Origin of the sequence: Brevundimonas aurifodinae (assembly GCF_040195595.1) — a bacterium.
Classification (GTDB): Bacteria; Pseudomonadota; Alphaproteobacteria; order Caulobacterales; family Caulobacteraceae; genus Brevundimonas; species Brevundimonas aurifodinae.
In genome coordinates this window covers 116,497-132,927 of sequence record NZ_JBEGDD010000002.1, presented here as the reverse complement: position 1 = coordinate 132,927, position 16,431 = coordinate 116,497, and the positions used below count along the sequence as shown (strand labels likewise).

General features: G+C 66.1%; 13 protein-coding genes and 1 pseudogene. 1 reads left to right on the top strand and 13 read right to left on the bottom strand.

The features are described 5' to 3' along the window. Positions 1–155: 155 nt before the first annotated feature. From ABN401_RS03135 to ABN401_RS03105, 7 genes and pseudogenes are all read right to left on the bottom strand, one after another. Entirely contained in the window at positions 156–518 is a 363-nt protein-coding gene (locus tag ABN401_RS03135) for a copper-binding protein (RefSeq protein WP_349683568.1), read from the bottom strand. 5 nt (positions 519–523) lie between these two features. Further along, positions 524–1,020 (bottom strand): annotated as a pseudogene (locus ABN401_RS03130) (efflux RND transporter permease subunit); the annotation flags it as partial. A 359-nt stretch (positions 1,021–1,379) separates the two neighbouring features. Beyond that, entirely contained in the window at positions 1,380–2,729 is a 1,350-nt protein-coding gene (locus ABN401_RS03125) for a dihydrolipoyl dehydrogenase family protein (protein WP_349683378.1), read from the bottom strand. After that, positions 2,729–3,337, bottom strand: a complete 609-nt coding sequence (locus ABN401_RS03120; protein WP_349683377.1) for a DUF1440 domain-containing protein — start codon at positions 3,335–3,337, stop codon at positions 2,729–2,731. Before ABN401_RS03120 ends, ABN401_RS03125 begins: the two co-directional genes overlap by 1 nt. Positions 3,338–3,641: 304 nt before the next feature. Continuing rightward, positions 3,642–5,072 (bottom strand): mercury(II) reductase, encoded by a 1,431-nt coding sequence (merA, locus tag ABN401_RS03115; RefSeq protein ID WP_349683376.1) that lies wholly within the window; start codon positions 5,070–5,072, stop codon positions 3,642–3,644. A gap of 183 nt (positions 5,073–5,255) precedes the next feature. Further along, positions 5,256–5,564, bottom strand: a complete 309-nt coding sequence (locus ABN401_RS03110; protein ID WP_349683375.1) for a heavy-metal-associated domain-containing protein — start codon at positions 5,562–5,564, stop codon at positions 5,256–5,258. 22 nt (positions 5,565–5,586) lie between these two features. Next, positions 5,587–5,994: a mercuric transporter MerT family protein gene (locus ABN401_RS03105; protein WP_349683374.1), complete on the bottom strand. Its 408-nt coding sequence runs from the start codon at positions 5,992–5,994 to the stop codon at positions 5,587–5,589. 75 nt (positions 5,995–6,069) lie between these two features. On the opposite strand from ABN401_RS03105, the gene ABN401_RS03100 reads away from it, so the two are divergent. Continuing rightward, entirely contained in the window at positions 6,070–6,561 is a 492-nt protein-coding gene (locus ABN401_RS03100; RefSeq protein WP_349683373.1) for a MerR family transcriptional regulator, read from the top strand. Here the strand turns inward: ABN401_RS03100 and ABN401_RS03095 are convergent. From ABN401_RS03095 to ABN401_RS03070, 6 genes are all read right to left on the bottom strand, one after another. Continuing rightward, entirely contained in the window at positions 6,558–7,079 is a 522-nt protein-coding gene (locus ABN401_RS03095; protein ID WP_349683372.1) for a hypothetical protein, read from the bottom strand. The genes ABN401_RS03100 and ABN401_RS03095 overlap by 4 nt on opposite strands. Positions 7,080–7,271: 192 nt before the next feature. After that, positions 7,272–9,821 (bottom strand): NAD-dependent epimerase/dehydratase family protein, encoded by a 2,550-nt coding sequence (locus tag ABN401_RS03090; protein ID WP_349683371.1) that lies wholly within the window; start codon positions 9,819–9,821, stop codon positions 7,272–7,274. Positions 9,822–10,181: 360 nt separating this feature from the next. After that, entirely contained in the window at positions 10,182–10,589 is a 408-nt protein-coding gene (locus ABN401_RS03085; RefSeq protein ID WP_349683370.1) for a copper-binding protein, read from the bottom strand. Then, entirely contained in the window at positions 10,586–13,738 is a 3,153-nt protein-coding gene (locus ABN401_RS03080) for an efflux RND transporter permease subunit (protein WP_349683369.1), read from the bottom strand. Before ABN401_RS03080 ends, ABN401_RS03085 begins: the two co-directional genes overlap by 4 nt. Beyond that, positions 13,735–15,072 (bottom strand): efflux RND transporter periplasmic adaptor subunit, encoded by a 1,338-nt coding sequence (locus tag ABN401_RS03075; RefSeq protein ID WP_349683368.1) that lies wholly within the window; start codon positions 15,070–15,072, stop codon positions 13,735–13,737. Before ABN401_RS03075 ends, ABN401_RS03080 begins: the two co-directional genes overlap by 4 nt. Next, positions 15,069–16,310, bottom strand: a complete 1,242-nt coding sequence (locus ABN401_RS03070) for a TolC family protein (protein WP_349683367.1) — start codon at positions 16,308–16,310, stop codon at positions 15,069–15,071. Before ABN401_RS03070 ends, ABN401_RS03075 begins: the two co-directional genes overlap by 4 nt. Positions 16,311–16,431: the final 121 nt, after the last annotated feature.

The following is a 16,431-nucleotide window of genomic DNA, read 5'->3' as shown; positions in this document are numbered from 1 at the left end:
GTCAGGAGATGAGACACATTCGGGTCAGCCTATCCGACAGGGTAGATAAGCCGCCATCAGAGCTGCTGCTTCCCTATCGGTGAGATCCTCCGACAGGAGCCCGTCGATGCCATGGTGGCCTGGCGGACACAGGACGCTCAGCCATGAATCAAGGATCAATGGGGGTAGATCGCGGTCACTTCGCCCGTCGTTCCGCGCACTGTAAGATCGAACTGAACCCGGTCGCCGACGGTCGCCTCTCCAATAACCGCGGGAGATGCCCGGAAGCTCATCGTCATCGCCGGCCACCCGACGGCAGGGATGGGCTCATGGTCGAGTGTCAGTGTCCCGGCGATCGGATCTACAGCCGTGATCACTCCCGCTCCATTCGCGGTTTTCGCAGCCTCGTCTTGCGACCTCTCGCCGCCGTTCGAGGCGGTGGTCTCCGACGCGGCGGACGTCGCATCATCTTGCCCTGACGTTGACGGCTGCCCGCAACCGGCGAGGCCGATCGCCAATACGGTTGATACCCAAAACATGGTCTTCACGATGTGGCTCCTTGAACGTGTGAGGTAGAGAGGGTTCTCCGGCGTCTGAGAAGAAGATAACCCGCAGGGATAACGAACATCGACAACAATGGCGCCGTGATCATGCCGCCGATGACCGGGGCGGCGATCCGGGTCATGACTTCCGATCCCGCACCGTGACCGATCAGGATCGGGAACGGCCCCCCAGGATCACCGCCACCGTAATCGCCTTGGGACGGACCCGCAGAAGCGCGCCTTCACGAACGGCTTCCTCGACCTGCCCACGGTCGGGGTCGGGTCCCCGATCCCGGAGCGCGTGGTCCAGATAGATCAGCATCACCACGCCGAACTCCGCCGACAGGCCCGCCACGGCGATGAAGCCGACGCCGGTCGCGACCGACTGGTTGAAGACCATCAGAGAGAGCTGCCAGACGCCGCCGGTCAGGGCGAACGGCAGGGTGCCCATGATCAGCACCGCCTCGTCGAACCGGCCGAAGGTCAGGTAAAGTAGGATAGCGTCTCGACGATTGGATCGACAGCCGTTTATCATCCCCGCCCCATCCGCGATCTTCACAGCCAGCCAATCGCGCGCAACGTTTCGATGCGCTTGAGCTCGGAAGCCAGACTGGGGCAGCGGCGCGCGCGACTCGGCCGTCTGCCGTGCAGTCGGACACACGACTGCGTCGCCGTGCACGGACGAAATCGACGGCTGATCGTTCACGACCGGGCCATAGCGGCCAGTCTTTTCGACGGACGACGGTGGGGCGATCCGCTCTGAGCCACGGCGGCAGGGAAGGCGGGCGCTAGCCAGAACCATTGAGTCCGGGCGCTAGCGGACACGACGCCTAGTCAGGCGTCGGTCGTCCCGCGCGGTCATCCCAGCATGGACCCGATGTCGGACGCTCCCGTTGGATAGGCGAACATCGTCGCCTTCAGATCATCGGCGGTGAGGCCATGGCGGATGGCGAGCGCGAATAGATTGATGACTTCGTCGACATTCGGACCGACGAGATGGGCTCCCAGAACGCGCTCCGTCCCGTCCTCGACCAGAACCTTGAACCCATAAACGGGCTCGGCGGCGGCGCGTGAGGTGAACCAGTCCGAGGCCTTACGGCTCTGCACGCGATAATGAAGTCCCTCGTCCTTGGCTTGCCGTTCGGTCATCCCGACCCTCGCGATCGGCGGGAGGGTGAAGGCGACACTGGGCACGCCGAGATAGTTCGGCCGCTCGGCGTTTCCGTTCAGGATATTGGCCGCGACGACCTTGGCGTCATGACTGGATACCGGCGTGAGGGGTGGACCCACCTCGGCCGCGTCGCCCGCGGCGTAGACCGCGGGATTGGAAACGCTCTGAAGATATCCGTTGAGCGCGAGACGGCCGTCATCGTGTTCGATGCCGGCGGCGTCTAGGCCCAGATCCGCAAGAGCGGGCCTTCGGCCGGCGGCGTGGATCACAAGGTCGGCGTCGATCGAAAAGGTTTCGCCAGGGGCGCGGGCGTGAACCTTGAACCCGTCGCCCTCCGCCTCGATACGTTCGACGGTGGTCTCAAGGCGAACGTCCACGCCGAGCCGCCTGAAACTGTCCATCAGCCAGCCCACCACATCGGCATCGAACTGCGGCAAGAGCCGATCGCCGCGCTGGAGGATGGTCACCTCGGCCCCGGCTCGCGCGGCGAGATGGGAAAACTCCGCCGCGATATAGCCGCCGCCCACCAGAATCACGCGCCTCGGCAGCCGATCCAGCTCGAGGAAGCCTTCATTGGTGACCAGGTGCTGCTCGCCCCGTATGCCGAGCGTCACCGGTTCGGCCCCGGCGGCGATCAGCAAGTTCTCAAACGTCAGTCTTTCCTCATCGATCTCCAGGCTGTTCGGGCCCGTGAGACGCGCCCGACCGTGATAGGTATCGATGCCCTTTTCCTCATAGCGAGCCTCATGCTTGTCTGGGACCGGATCGGTGAAGCCGCGCTTGAAAGCCATCAGATCGGACCAGGCGATGCGGACGTCGCCCGCGACGCCCTTGCCGCACATGCGCACCGCGTGATCGACGGCGCTCGCGCCGCTGATCATCATCTTCTTGGGATCGCAACCGCGCAGCGCGCAGGTGCCCCCATAGGGGCGAAAGTCCACGACGGCGACGGTTCGTCCCGCGGCTCGGACGCGCATCGCGCCGACCATGGCCGCCGTTCCCGAACCGATCACGATGAGATCGTAGTTCTTGCCCATCACCGGCTCCCGGACCGGAACGCGCTCGGTTGAAACCCATCCCGGGCCGCGAGCGCGTCTGCCGACCGGTTCCGGTGAAACATCGGGACGTTGAGGTCAACGCATCGGTCGATCAGCCGATAGAGCGCCTCTGCCACCACGGCGTTCGCAGCCCCGAAAACGAGGTGTCCGATGAACCCGCGCACATGGGTGAGCGCGGGATAGTCTCGGTTCGGGGCGCTGTAGCCCAGAGCGGGCGTCAGGGTTTCATCGACCAGCAGGGACATCGCCGCGCCGCTCAGAAGCCCCGCTCCCGGAGCCGTCATGCGACCATGGTGGCGAAGGAGGCCATAGAGGGGGCCCCAGACCGCGCCAAGGGCGTAGTGGATGACATTGCCTGCCCGCCCGCGCGCTTCATCATCCAGTGACACGCCGAACCGGCCGGCCAGATCCTCGGCGGCCATTTCCGCTGGAGGCCCGGGCCTGACCCTTTCCTCTTGCGCCTGAACCTGTGTGGGTGTCGCGCGATAAAGCGCCGTCTGCGCCCATTCCGTCACCTTAGTCGCGGCCAGTCCGGCCAGGACGCCGATGGCGACATCCAACGCCAGCGTTCGGGTCGATGCTCGCATGCCGGTCGCCTCCATTATCCAGATCGACTGGCCGGCGCGCGGTCCCGCCCCAACCCGTCTGGACAATCAACGAAGCTGTAGCCCCTTCAGGTTCCACGCCACGAGCAAGAGCGTTCAACCTGTTTGAAGAATCGCGGTGGGAAGGTCGTCGTCGACTGGCAAGCGCCAGCCCCCGTTTGAACAAACTCAGCCCCGCCCAGGCCAGGAGCGCCGCCGCCAAAAGCGCGAAACCCAGAAGGACGAAAATCATCGGATCGGCCGCACAACAACCGAGAGGGGGTCCAGACGAGCTCATCCGCCTCGCCTATCCCGCGCAACAGGAGAGCTTGGCCACATCCTTGTTGAACGTGAGCGCCGCTAGTTTCAGTCCCTCCACGGTCGTCAGATAGGGAAAGATCGTATCGCCCAGCGCCTCGACCGTCATGCCGCATTTGATGGCCAGAGCCGCGGTCTGGATGCTGTCGGCCCCTTCCGGGGCCAGGATATGCGCGCCCAGAAGCCTGCGCGTGGCCCGATCTGCCACCAGCTTGATGAGCCCGCGCGTGTCTCGGGCGGCCAAGGCGCGAGGCACGTGATCCAGAGTGACCATCGAGGTCTGGACGTCGTGACCGGCCGCGCGGGCCTCGGCTTCCGTCAGCCCGACGGTCGCCACCTGAGGATCGGTGAAGACGACCGCCGGCATTGCGCGATTGTCGTAGACATGAGTGTCGCCGTCGAGGGCGTTCCTGGCGGCCAGTCGCGCCCCATAGGCGGCCATATAGACGAGCTGATCCGTCCCGGTGACGTCGCCCGCGGCATAGACGCCCGCGCGCGTCGTGCGCATCCGATCATCCACGATGATGCCTCCCGCTGGGGAGATCTGGAGCCCCATCTCGGCGAGCCCCATCCCATCGGAGTTGGCGACCCGGCCCGTCGTGAGCAGCACGCGCTCCGCGGTGATCACGCTCCGCTCGCCGGCTTGCGTGAGGCTGAGCGACGCCCCCTCGATCGATTGGGTTATGGCCTCGTAGACGGCACCGGCGACGATCGCGACCCCCTCTTCCGCGAGATAGCGTTGCAGCGCCTCGCTGATTTCAGGTTCGCCCTCGGGCAAGAGCCGAGACCGGCAGACGATCGTGACATGGACGCCGGCCCGGCTGAACATCTGGGCCAGTTCGGCTCCGATATAGCCGCCCCCGATCACCAACAACGATAGAGGAAGCGTCTCCAGTTCAAGCGCCGTCGTGCTGGTCAGATACGGCACGGACTCGATGCCGGGGATTTCCGGCCGACCCGGCCGCGACCCGGTCGCGATGATCACCTTGTCCGCGGTCAGTCGCACGCCCCCGACCTCCACCCCGTCCTCGACGAGCCGGGCCTCGCCTTCGTGGTAGGTGATGGTGTCATAGCCCCGGAGGACATCTTCGTATTTGGCCTGGCGAAGCTCATCGACCAGTCGGTCCTTCTGGCGAACCGTCTTGGACCAGTCCGTGATCATGGCCGAGGCCTGAACGCCGTCGAAACGGCTCGCGGCCCGCGCGTGATGCAGGGGTTCGACGGCCCGGATCAACGCCTTGGAAGGCACGCAGCCGACATTGACGCAAGTTCCGCCGATGGTCCCGGCTCCGACGAGCGCGACTCTCGCGCCCTGCTCCGCGGCTGTGATGGCGGCCGAGAAGCCTGCCGAGCCCGCTCCGACCACGATGAGATCGTAGGTCTCGGCGATGCCCCGGGAGGGCGCGCAACAATCACTCATACTGTCCGGATCCTTTTGAATCGGCTCTGCCGCTCCCGAGGCGGCGGGCTACCGAACACCCCATGCGTTCCGTCTGGCGGCTGCGAGGTCTGATCGTCATCCGCCCATCTCCCGTCGCGATGCCTGACGCGCGAGAGGCGTTCGACGACCTGACAGGAAAATCAGGACCGAGAGCGGCGAACTCTACCGGCGCGATTGAACGCGGGCAGGATAGCCGGCCTCGGTGGACGCGAGCGCAATAGCGGCCGGCGTCACCCTCGCGTCATCATAGGTCACGGTCGCCACGGCCTGCCCCTTGCCGCCTGGGGTCACTGTGACGGCCACGGCCTCGACGCCGGGCAGACGCGAGATCGTTCGACGGACGATCGGCACGCAGGTCACGCAGGTCACATTGGAGACATCGAGCCTCACGGTGCGTTCGGCGGCCTGGGCGGCGTCGGCGGCGAAGAGAGCCGCCGCGAATGCGAGGGCGGCGCGGATCGAAAGGGTCATGGTCATTGTCTCCAGGAAAAAATCAGGCGCCGATCAACAGCGGCGCGACATAGGGAAATGCGAGGGCGAGAGCGACGAGCAGGGTCGCCGTCCAGAGCGCGATCTTGACGAGGCGGGTCGAGGCGGGCCGGGCGCAGTTCAGGTCCTCGGCGCATGCGGCCTGTGGCCGTCGGTAGACCCGGAAGAAGCCCAGGCCCAGGAACACCACGGCGGCGGCCACGAAATAGAGATGATACGGGGCCAGGGCCGTGACATTGCCGATCCACGCCCCGCTGATCCCCAGCGCAAATAGCGCCAGGGGCAGCACGCAGCAGGACGTCGCTCCGATCGCGGCGGCGAGCCCGCCGATGGCGAGCCAGGCGCGTCCCGCCGGTTTGTCGGTCGCCGCCGGGGCACCGCCGAGATCTTCACGGTCGTCTATCACAGACATGCCTCACGCCTTCACTGGTCGATGGACACAAGATAGGGTCTGTAGGGACTACAGATACAAGAGGTAAAATCCGTGATGGATAAAATAGCCCTGCGAGATACGGCTCCTCGCCTCCCGATCGGCGAACTGTCGAGGCGGACCAGGGTCAATATCGAGACCGTGCGCTACTATGAGAAGATCGGCTTGATGCCCTCGCCGGCCCGCAGCGAGGGTGGACACCGCCTCTACGGGAACGGTCATCTTCTTCGACTGAATTTCGTGCGACGGGCCCGAGACCTCGGCTTCACGTTGAATGAAATCAGGAATCTTCTCGACTTGGCCGAGAAACGCGATCGACCGTGCGCGGAGGCGCGCGTGGTCGCCGCCGCGCATCTGAGCGATGTCCGCGCCAAGCTGGCTGCCTTGCGTAAGATGGAAAAAGTGCTCGTCGAGATGGTCGCTCGCTGCGCCGACGGCTCCACGCCGGACTGTCCGATCCTGGAGGCTCTGTTCGTTTCCGAAGTGCGCACGGAAGTGAAGATCAAGTCTTCGTCCACGCTGCATGATCTGCCCAGTCGCGGTCGCTAATCAGTGACAGCCTTCGAGATGCCGGACTTCTGGCCGGGGATCTGGCGGCGCACGAACCACAGGCAGATGGGGGGAAGCACCAACCATTGCAGAAGAGGCGTCAATCCCACGCTCAGAAACGGCACGACCGGCATAGCGGCGGCATACTGCCAGCGGTCGAGCGGACCTGTGGCCAAAAGTTCGAGCACGATCGTTATGGCAATACCCGCCAATATGAAGACTGTCGTTGGCCACTGACGCGGCTTCAAGAACCAATAGCGCGAGCGTGCCGCAACCGCAGCCAGCCAATAGGCGACGACCATGATGACGGCATCGCCGAGCGTGGCGAAGGCGCAGACCTTGGTCGCGACCCAATGGGGCGCTTCGGCCATGCCGACGTACAAGGGTGTCTGCAAGAACTCCCATGGGAAGTTCAGCAGAAAGGCGAATACCGCAAAGTTCAGTTCCGGCAGGTCGATCGCCTGGCGGAGAATGGCGGGAAGACCGACTGCACGCCTCGCCGGGTCGGTTCTACGCATCGTCATCTGGTCCCGGATCCGTTGAAAATCGACGAGCTTGTTGCAGAGGCCCGATCCCGACGAAGCTCCGACGTCGTCCGTGCAACTGCCCACATGCTGGCAGGTGTCGCACCGCGGCCCGGGCAGGTCGGTACACGACTCTCCTCGTTCACGATCCGCCCTTGTTTTCAAACGCGGCGATGAGACGACCCCTCAAACAATGAGCCGATCCCAACTTCCGTAGTGCTCCTGGCTGCGACGCCCGCGCGGCAGGCTCAAAGCGACCAGCGCCAAGCCGGCGACCATGCCTGCGACATCGCCGGTGACATTCGATCCCTGCAGCAGCCATGGCGCGGCGATCAGCCAGAGCCCGAAAAGAACGTTCAGGAACCTCAACGGTCGCGCGACCTCGGCCATGGCGATGATGGCGACCGTCACGACCAGGGCGCCGACGAGATGGTCGCTGTCGGCGATGGGTGGAACCGATCCGAGCGACGCCCGGGAAAACATCAGCCAGACCCCGATCAGCGCGCTCGCCACGAGCGTCCAGGGCAGGTTGACGCCCCGAATCGACGAGACAAAAGCCGCCGGCAGCGGGTCGCCAAAACCGGGATGTCTGTCGATGGTGCCCCCAGGCAAGGCATCACCCCGGAAAAAGGCCGACCAGACGGGTCTGCCTCGCCGTTTGTTGAGCACGAGGAACTGTCCCATCGCGACCAGTTCGTCGAGCGAATAGGGGATCATGATCAGCATGGCCAGGCCCGCGGCCAAACAGAGGGTGCAGTAGGTGCCGATGGCGATCGGCTGCATGATGATGAAATAGATGCTCACGACGCCCAATGGCACCACGATGACGCCGAACAGCAGAACCATCCATGGCATGGTGCGCCACCGCGCTCGCCCGCCCATGGCTCCCATCAGGATCTCGATCATGTAGATCATGGTGCCCACGCCCCCATCGGCCACCGGCCAGGCTTTCGACATGTCCGAGGTGATGATGTATTCGGCGCCGTTCAGCACGCCGGGAACATCGAAGAACGGTTCCCACGCTCCGTCGATATGTCCGAGCTGGTAGGCGGTGAGCACCCGCGAAAGCACCAGGCCGATCGCGCCCATGACGATGATCGGCATGCGCTGAAGGTACGTCGAGGGGCAGTAGCTCCAGCCCGGCGGAGTGTCGGTGTCGTCCATCATCCCCTCCGTGCTCATGCCCGGCATCATGGGGATGAGCATGGTCAGGGCGACCACCAGCGCTCCGACCAGCATGTCGTTGGCGTAGACCGCGGCGCTCGGAGCCCAGAAGAGGAGCGAAGCTCCGAGAAGCCAGACCCCGAGGGCGCCGTTAGCCCATTGGGCCCAGCCGTTTCTGGGCGACATGGACAAGGCCGCGAACATCATGATCAGCACGCCGCAGATCAGGTCGTTCCAGCCCGTCAAGGCATTCCGCAGCGCTGGATCCCAAAGGCCACGTTCCTCCGTGACGTTGAGGATCGCGGTCGAGAACTCCGTTTGGCTGAAGGTTCCGAACACGAACGGGACTGTGGCGAGCCACAGTCCCAGTCCCATGGTCAGCCAGTGAACCCAGAGCCTGTCGAAATGCATGCCGCGCATGCCCTTGGCATGGTCGTGGATCATCTGCTGATGTTCGGCCGGCGCCATGTCGTGCGGCCTGGCGGCCGCTTTCTCGGCCTTGTCGTCCGCGACGCGGGCCGCGTTCAAGCCATTGGCGCGATACCAGGCATAAGGGTCGCGCTTAAGGCCTCGAACGATAGCGGGAAGGCTTTCGCGAAGCGAGCGGCGAGGCGACCAGTCCAGCAGCTGACGCGCCCGCGTCAGATCGAGCGTGTAATGGTCGTCGGAGATATCGACCATCCAGGGCCGGATGAAGGTGTCTTCGTCCAGAACCGTGTTCTGGGCCCAGGCCCCCGCCTTCGCCGCGGCCTTGGGTATGGAATGGGTTTCCCAGGCTTCGTCATGAATGAGGCGTCCCAGGGCGCGCTGCAGATCGTCGTAGCTCATCGCGTCGAGCTCGCCGAGCAGCACAGGCAGATCGGGCGGGAGCGCGGCGCGCCGGTCTATGACGCGCTCGACGGCGTCGAGCAGATCGTCGAGATGAAGCGAGGGTTGGCCGGTGGCCAGGCTTCCCGGATAGACGTGAGAACTCAGACGCCTCTCGTTGATCCTCGCGATCTGCTGGGCCAGGAAGGCGGAATGACCGCCATCGTCATAGATGCCGGCCGGACGCAGGTAGACGGCCGGGATCGCGCCGCGCTGCTCGCGGATCAACTGTTCGGTTCGGATCTTGCTGTCTCGGTAGGGCAGCGACGCGTCGAGCGGTGACTGCTCGTTGATCGGAACGCCCGGCGTCGTGGACGCATGGATCAGCATCGTGCTGACGAAGACGAACTGTTCGGTCTCGAAGGCCTGCAAGGCGCGCAGCAGCCGCTCGGTCCCCTTGACCGTGACCTCTTCATATTTGCTGTTGGGCTCGCCCGTCAGGTCGAAATAGCCCGCCAGATGGACGACCGACGCGATCCGTGAGCCATAAGCGACGCGGACCCGCCGGAACGCCGCTTCAACGCTGGCGTCGTCCGTCAGATCGATGCAGACGCATTCCGCTTCGGCGGGCGGATGGGGCGGCAGATCGCGATCAAAACCGATCACCTGATATCTTGTCGACAGATGCCTGACGAGGGCCGAGCCGATGAAGCCGCTGGAGCCGGTGATGATGACCGTCTCGCGCTCGTCGGGCGGGGCGTTCATCGGCGGGAATGCCCAAAAAGCCCCAGCGCGGGCACCAGACGTTGAGGAGGCAGATCGACGGGCCTCAGCAGGCAGGACATGGATATCTCGCCCGACTTCGGGAGCATTCCGTTCATGTTACTCACGTCACTCATCTCCTCCATCATCGAACTCGGGTACTTCAAGGCGAGTTCCAACGCTCTGTCGCCTCAGGCGGCAGTTTAGCGTGTCCACGGGACGCCCCCGCGCCGGGTGGACGGGTGAGCGAGGGCCTTTCTGAGTCAACAAAAGTCTCGACGCGGCGGAGAAGCCAACGGCCCTCCGCCGCGTCGTGAACCGGACGCCGCGCGGCATGCGACGCCAGACTGGATCGGGCGGCGGTTACTGCGGCCGGATCGCCTTCACTTCGCCCGCGCTGCCTGTAACGACCAGATCGAATTCGATCTGGTTACCGACTTTCGCTTGGTCAATCAGGGCGGGTGACGCCGCGAAGCCCATGGTCATCGCGGGCCATTCCAGGCTGGCGATCGGCTCGTGCTCGATCGTGATCTTGCCGCTCTCCGCGTCGATGGCCGATATCACGCCCCGCGCGGTCGCGGACTTCTCTCCGGTCGGCGACATCGACATGGCGTCCATCTCCGCAGGCGCGGGGGCGGCGGAACTGGTGGCGGCTGGGGTTTCCGTCTCCGTCGCCGGCTGCTGACTGCAGGCCGCCAGGGCGATGACCGCCCCGGCTGACAGGCTCAGGCCGAGGGCGAGCGTGCGCGCCTTCACGAACAGGTTTTTCATAGGTTAGCTCCTTGGGTGGGGGTTGGGGTCGAACGTGATTTCCGGCGTCTCAGGAGGAGATAGCCGGCTGGGATGACAAGCATCGACAGGAGGGGCGCGGTGATCATGCCGCCGATCACCGGCGCGGCGATCCGGGTCATGATTTCCGAGCCCGCCCCGTGGCCGATCAGGATCGGGAAGAGGCCGCCAAGGATCACGGCCACCGTCATGGCCTTGGGCCGGACCCGCAGAAGAGCGCCCTCGCGAACGGCCTCCTCGACTTGCTCCCGGGCCGGATCAGGCCCTCGATCGCGGAGCGCATGTTTGAGGTAGATCAGCATCACCACGCCGAACTCCGCCGACAGTCCGGCCAGGGCGATGAAGCCCACGCCGGTCGCGACCGACTGGTCGAAGCCCATCAGATAGAGCAGCCAGAACCCGCCGGTGAGGGCGAACGGCAGGGTGCCCATGATGAGCAGGGCTTCGTCGAAGCGACCGAAGGTCAGATAGAGCAGGATGAAGATGATCACGAGCGTGGCCGGAACCACGATCTTGAGTCGCTCGGCCGCCCGTTCGAGATATTCGAACTGGCCCGAATAGGCGATGCTGACGCCCGGCGTGAGCTCCACCTCGCTGGCGACCGCCTGACGCAGATCGGCGACGACGGACGCCAGATCGCGTCCCCGCACATCGACATAGACCCAGGTGGTCAGCCTGCCGTTCTCGGACTTCAGCATCGGAGGGCCGTCGGTGATCTGGAGGTCGGCGACCGTGCCCAGGGTGATCTGCTGACCCGACGGCGTCAGGATCGGCAGGGCGCGGAGCTGCTCCAGGCTGTCGCGCAGCTCCCTGGGATAGCGGACGCTGATCGGATAGCGGGCGAGGCCCTCCACCGTCTGACCGATGGTCTCACCGCCGATCGCGCCGGAAACGATCGACTGGACATCGTCGATGTTCAGGCCGTATCGGCCCGCCGCCTGCCGATCGATGTCGATGTCCAGATAGCGCCCGCCGGTCAGGCGTTCTGCCAGGGCGGAGGTCACGCCCGGCACGGTCTTGGCGACCTCGGCCACCTGGGCCGCGATACGGTCCATCGCGCCCAGGTCGGCGCCGGACACCTTGACGCCGACGGGGCTCTTGATCCCTGTCGCCAGCATGTCGATGCGATTGCGGATGGGAGGGACCCAGACGTTGGACAGTCCGGGAACCTGGACCGCGCGGTCGAGCTCTTCGATCAGCTTTTCCGGGGTCATGCCGGGCCGCCACTCATCGCGAGGCTTGAACTGGATGGTGGTCTCGAACATCTCCAGCGGAGCCGGATCCGTGGCGGTCTCTGCCCGGCCCGCCTTGCCGAACACCGTCGCCACTTCGGGCACGGTGCGGATCATTCGGTCCGTCTGCTGCAGCAGTTCCGCCGCCTTGGCCGGGGAGAGGCCCGGCTGGGCTGAAGGCATGTAGAGCAGGTCGCCCTCGTCCATCGCCGGCATGAATTCGCCTCCCAGCTGGCTGAGAGGCCAGGCCGTGGTGGCGAAGACCAGCAGGGCGGCCACGAGCGTTTTCCTTGGGTGACGCAGCACCCAGTCCAGCGGGCCCCGATAGATGTGGGTCAGCCAGCGGTTGATCGGGTTGCTCTGCTCGGCGGGAATGCGTCCACGGATCAGATAGCCCATCAGAACCGGCACGAGGGTGATCGACAGGATCGCCGCGGCCGCCATGGCATAGCTCTTGGTGAAGGCCAGCGGCGCGAACAACCGACCCTCCTGAGCCTGGAGGCTGAACACCGGAATGAACGACAGGGTGATGATCAGCAGGCTGAGGAACAGGGCGGGTCCGACCTCCACGGCCGCCTCGGTGATGACCTTCCAGCGATCCTCGCCGACGAGCTTGTGGTCCGGGTGGTCGTGTTCCCAACGCTCGATATGCTTGTGCGCGTTCTCGATCATCACCACCGCCGCATCGACCATGGCCCCGATGGCGATGGCGATGCCGCCCAGCGACATGATGTTGGCGTTCACGCCCTGAAGATTCATGATCAGGAAGGCCGCCAGCACGCCCAGCGGCAGGGTCAGGATGGCGACCAGGGCCGACCGCGCGTGCCAGAGGAACAGGCCGCAGACCAGGGCGACGACAATGAACTCCTCGATCAGCTTGCCGCTCAGATTATCGATCGCCCTGTCGATGAGCTGCGACCGATCGTAGGTGGTCACCACTTCGACCCCCGGAGGCAATCCGGCCTTGAGGGTCTCAAGTTTGGCAGCGACGGCCGCGATCGTGGCGCGGGCGTTCGCACCGGATCGCAGGATGACGACGCCACCGGCCACCTCGCCTTCGCCATTAAGCTCCGCGATGCCACGTCGCATTTCCGGGCCGATCTGGATGGTCGCGACGTCGCCGAGGCTGATCGGCACGCCTCCCGTCGCCGTGCGGAGCGGCACGGCCCGGAAGTCGTCGAGCTCCGTCAAATAGCCGTTGGCGCGGACCATGTATTCGGCCTCGGCGAGCTGGAGCACCGAGCCGCCCGTCTCGCCGTTGGCGCGCTGAAGAGCTTCCACCACCGCCTGATGGGTGACGCCGTAGGACGCGAGCCTGACGGGGTCGAGCACGACCTGGTATTGCCGCACCATGCCGCCGAGGCTGGCGACCTCGGCGACCCCCGGCACGGTCTTCAGCTCATAGCGGAGGAACCAGTCCTGCAGGCTTCGCAGCTGCGCCAGGTCGTTGCGGCGTGTTCGGTCCACCAGGGCGTATTCATAGACCCAACCCACGCCGGTGGCGTCCGGGCCGAGCGCCGGTTGGGCGGTCGCGGGAAGCCGCGCCTGCACCTGACTGAGATATTCGAGGACCCGGGACCGCGCCCAGTAGAGATCCGTTCCATCCTCGAACAGCACATAGACGAAGCTGTCGCCGAAGAAGGAGTAGCCCCGAACCGTTCGCGCGCCCGGCACCGACAGCATGGTCGTCGCCAGAGGATAGGTGACTTGGTTCTCGACGATCTGGGGGGCCTGGCCCGGATAGCTGGTGCGGATGATGACCTGCACGTCAGACAGGTCCGGCAGGGCGTCGACCGGCGTGCTGCGAACCGCAAACAGGCCGGCGGCGAGCAGGGCGAGCGCGGCCATGAGGACGAGGAAGCGCCCCTTGACCGAGGCGCGTATGATCGCGGCGATCATTGCCCGGACCTCCCGCGCGGGGCGGGCGCGACCATGGATGCGCCCGGTGGGGCGGCGGCGGCCGGCCGGCCGGCCGTCGGCGACGCCGGGGCGCGCACGGGCCCGGACGTCTCGCCGATCGGCCGCGCCGTGACGCCTGTCAGGCTGGCTTCGGAATCGATCAGGAACTGCCCCGACGCGACGATCCGTTCGCCTTCCCCGAGACCGGCCAGGATTTCGGTCTGCCCGCCGGCTTCCCGTCCGATGCGGACCTCGGCCGGTCGATAGCGGCCCTCCGGCAGGGCGAGCATGACGATGTCGCGCTCTCCGGTTCGGATCACCGCCTCGGTCGGCACGAGCAGTGCCGACGTCGAACCGCCGCCGAAGGTGATCCGGCCGAACATGCCGGGGCGCAGACGCCCCCCGCGATTGGTCATCTCGATCCGCCCGGTGACCGTGCGACTGTCGCCTACGAGTTCCGGCAACAGCGCGGTCAGCCGACCCGTGAACCGCTCGCCCGGGAACGCGGCCAGGGCCACTCCGACGGACTGCCCGGCCCTCAGCTGGCTCGCCAGCGCCTCGGGGATGGCGGCGTTGACCCAGACGGTGGCCAGGCCGTTGATTTCGGCCAGGGTCATGCCCTGGGTGACACTCATCCCGGCGCGCACGCCCAGCGTCTTGATCACGCCGCCTGTCGGACTGGTGATGGTGATCGTGTTGCGGGGTCGCCCACTGCGTTCGACCGAGGTGATCAGGGTCTCGGACATGCCCAGCAGAATCAATCGTTGCCGTGCTGCCTGGATAAGCGGCGAATTCCCGGTGCGTCGCACGGCCAGATACTCGGTCTGGGCTCCGCCCCACGACGGGATCAGCAGATCGACCAGAGGCGCGCCGGCGACGATCACGTCGCCCGGCGCGCGGTTGTAGACCCGCTGCACGAAGCCGTCCGCGCGCGACTGGACCACGGCGATGTCGCGCTCATTGTAGTCGAGGATCGCCGTGGCGCTGAGGTCGCCCTCCAGGTCGCCGCGGCGGGCCGTGGCATACCGGACCCCGAGATTCTGGGTCAGGGCCGGGTCGATCCTAACGCCGGGGGTGGCGCTGTCTCCTCCCTCATCGGCATATCTGGGGATGGTGTCCATGTTCATGGACGACTTCCCTGGCCCCGGGTAGCGTTCGTTGGGGATCATGGGGTCGTACCAATAGAGGATCTCGCGCTCCCCTCCCCCGTCGGTGGTCACGTCGGCGGCACCGTCCATGCGCTGGGCGATGACGAGACCGCCACCAACGCCGGTTCCGACCAGAAACAGGGCGCCCACGGCGATGCCGAGGCGATTGTTGCGAAACGCGCTCATTGGTCGTCGCTCCCATAGGTCAGGGTGATGTTGACCACATGACGCATCACCGCGGCCTCGCGATCCAGGGTGTCGAGCCGGGCATTGGCCACGGCGGTGAAGGCTTCGATCACTTCGGTCAGTCCGACCCGGTCGGCGGCATAGGCGGCCGTCTCCAGATCGGATCGCTGCAGCACATTGGGCAGGACCACGTCGCGCGCGCGGCGCCAGAGGTCGTGATCCCTGGCGTGTTCGGCCAGGTCGGCGCGAAGGCCGGCCTCCAGCGTCCGGGCCGCGTCCTCCCGCTCGAGCCGGACGCGCAGGGCGTCGGCGGCGCGGGCCGCGATCACCGGGGCCTGCCTTTGACCCTGGAACAGGGGCAGGCTCACGCTCGCTCCGATCGACACCAGATCGCCGAACCGCGGATCTCGTCGGCCGTAGCTGGCGTTGAACGACCAGTCGGGACGTCGCCCCGCACGGGCCAGATCGACCTCCGCTTCGGCCCGCCGACCGGCGGCGGCGTAGGCGCGCAACGCCGGCACCCGATCCAGCCCGGCCCGCAATCCCGCAGGGTCCAGCCCCGACGACGGTGGCGCGCCCTCGACGACGGCTGCGGCGTCGCCGGTCCAACGCGCCAGTTCCGCCCGCGCCGTTTCGGCATCGGCGACCAGCCGAGCCCGTCGATCCTGAAGCGCCGCCCTGAGCTGGACGGGTCCGAGCGCATTGGCCGGTCGATCGACCCCTGACGCCACCCCGGACGGCGCGGCCAGCCACAGGGGCTCCAGAGACGTCAGGACTTCGTCCAGCGCCGCCAACCGACGATCGGCGTAGTACAGATCGATCCAGGCCAGGCCCGTGGCGATGCGGACGTCCCTGAGGACGATGGCATCCTCGGCTCCCGCCTCCCCGATGCGGGCGTCGGCGACGGCCCGTTCGGCCCGGCGCCGCGCCCGACTGGGAAGATCCTGTTCGATGCCGAGCCTGAGGATTGTGAAATCATCCTCGCCGAACTGACCGGCCACCGGACCGGTGACGGGAAACCCGTCGAGCCCGAAGCTCAGGCGGGGGTCCGGCAGTTGACCGGCGGCGACCGCCTCGCTCCGGGCCGCCTCGACCCCAAGCGCCGAGGCCTGCAGGGCCGGAGCGTTGAATGTGGCCCGGGCGAGGGCGCCTTCGAAGGTCAGGGGCTCGGCCCGGACCGATCCGGTCCAGACGCCCAGTGTCACGGCGAGCGCCGCGACCGTTCCGATCGTTCTCATCCTTCTGCCCCCTGTCTAGGCGGTGATACGGTGTCGGAGGGGGCTTCGGGTGTCCTCGGAAGACCGCGCACGGTGCGGCCATGATCGCGACACGCCTTGAACGATCCGGCCGTGTGTTCGC

What these genes read in the sequence shown, in the direction of transcription:
- ABN401_RS03135 (WP_349683568.1), bottom strand. Translation starts at nt 518, where the DNA reads ATGTTTTGGGTATCAACCGTATTGGCGATCGGCCTCGCCGGTTGCGGG.
- ABN401_RS03125 (WP_349683378.1), bottom strand. Translation starts at nt 2,729, where the DNA reads ATGGGCAAGAACTACGATCTCATCGTGATCGGTTCGGGAACGGCGGCC.
- ABN401_RS03120 (WP_349683377.1), bottom strand. Translation starts at nt 3,337, where the DNA reads ATGCGAGCATCGACCCGAACGCTGGCGTTGGATGTCGCCATCGGCGTC.
- merA (WP_349683376.1), bottom strand. Translation starts at nt 5,072, where the DNA reads ATGAGTGATTGTTGCGCGCCCTCCCGGGGCATCGCCGAGACCTACGAT.
- ABN401_RS03110 (WP_349683375.1), bottom strand. Translation starts at nt 5,564, where the DNA reads ATGACCCTTTCGATCCGCGCCGCCCTCGCATTCGCGGCGGCTCTCTTC.
- ABN401_RS03105 (WP_349683374.1), bottom strand. Translation starts at nt 5,994, where the DNA reads ATGTCTGTGATAGACGACCGTGAAGATCTCGGCGGTGCCCCGGCGGCG.
- ABN401_RS03100 (WP_349683373.1), top strand. Translation starts at nt 6,070, where the DNA reads ATGGATAAAATAGCCCTGCGAGATACGGCTCCTCGCCTCCCGATCGGC.
- ABN401_RS03095 (WP_349683372.1), bottom strand. Translation starts at nt 7,079, where the DNA reads ATGCGTAGAACCGACCCGGCGAGGCGTGCAGTCGGTCTTCCCGCCATT.
- ABN401_RS03090 (WP_349683371.1), bottom strand. Translation starts at nt 9,821, where the DNA reads ATGAACGCCCCGCCCGACGAGCGCGAGACGGTCATCATCACCGGCTCC.
- ABN401_RS03085 (WP_349683370.1), bottom strand. Translation starts at nt 10,589, where the DNA reads ATGAAAAACCTGTTCGTGAAGGCGCGCACGCTCGCCCTCGGCCTGAGC.
- ABN401_RS03080 (WP_349683369.1), bottom strand. Translation starts at nt 13,738, where the DNA reads ATGATCGCCGCGATCATACGCGCCTCGGTCAAGGGGCGCTTCCTCGTC.
- ABN401_RS03075 (WP_349683368.1), bottom strand. Translation starts at nt 15,072, where the DNA reads ATGAGCGCGTTTCGCAACAATCGCCTCGGCATCGCCGTGGGCGCCCTG.
- ABN401_RS03070 (WP_349683367.1), bottom strand. Translation starts at nt 16,310, where the DNA reads ATGAGAACGATCGGAACGGTCGCGGCGCTCGCCGTGACACTGGGCGTC.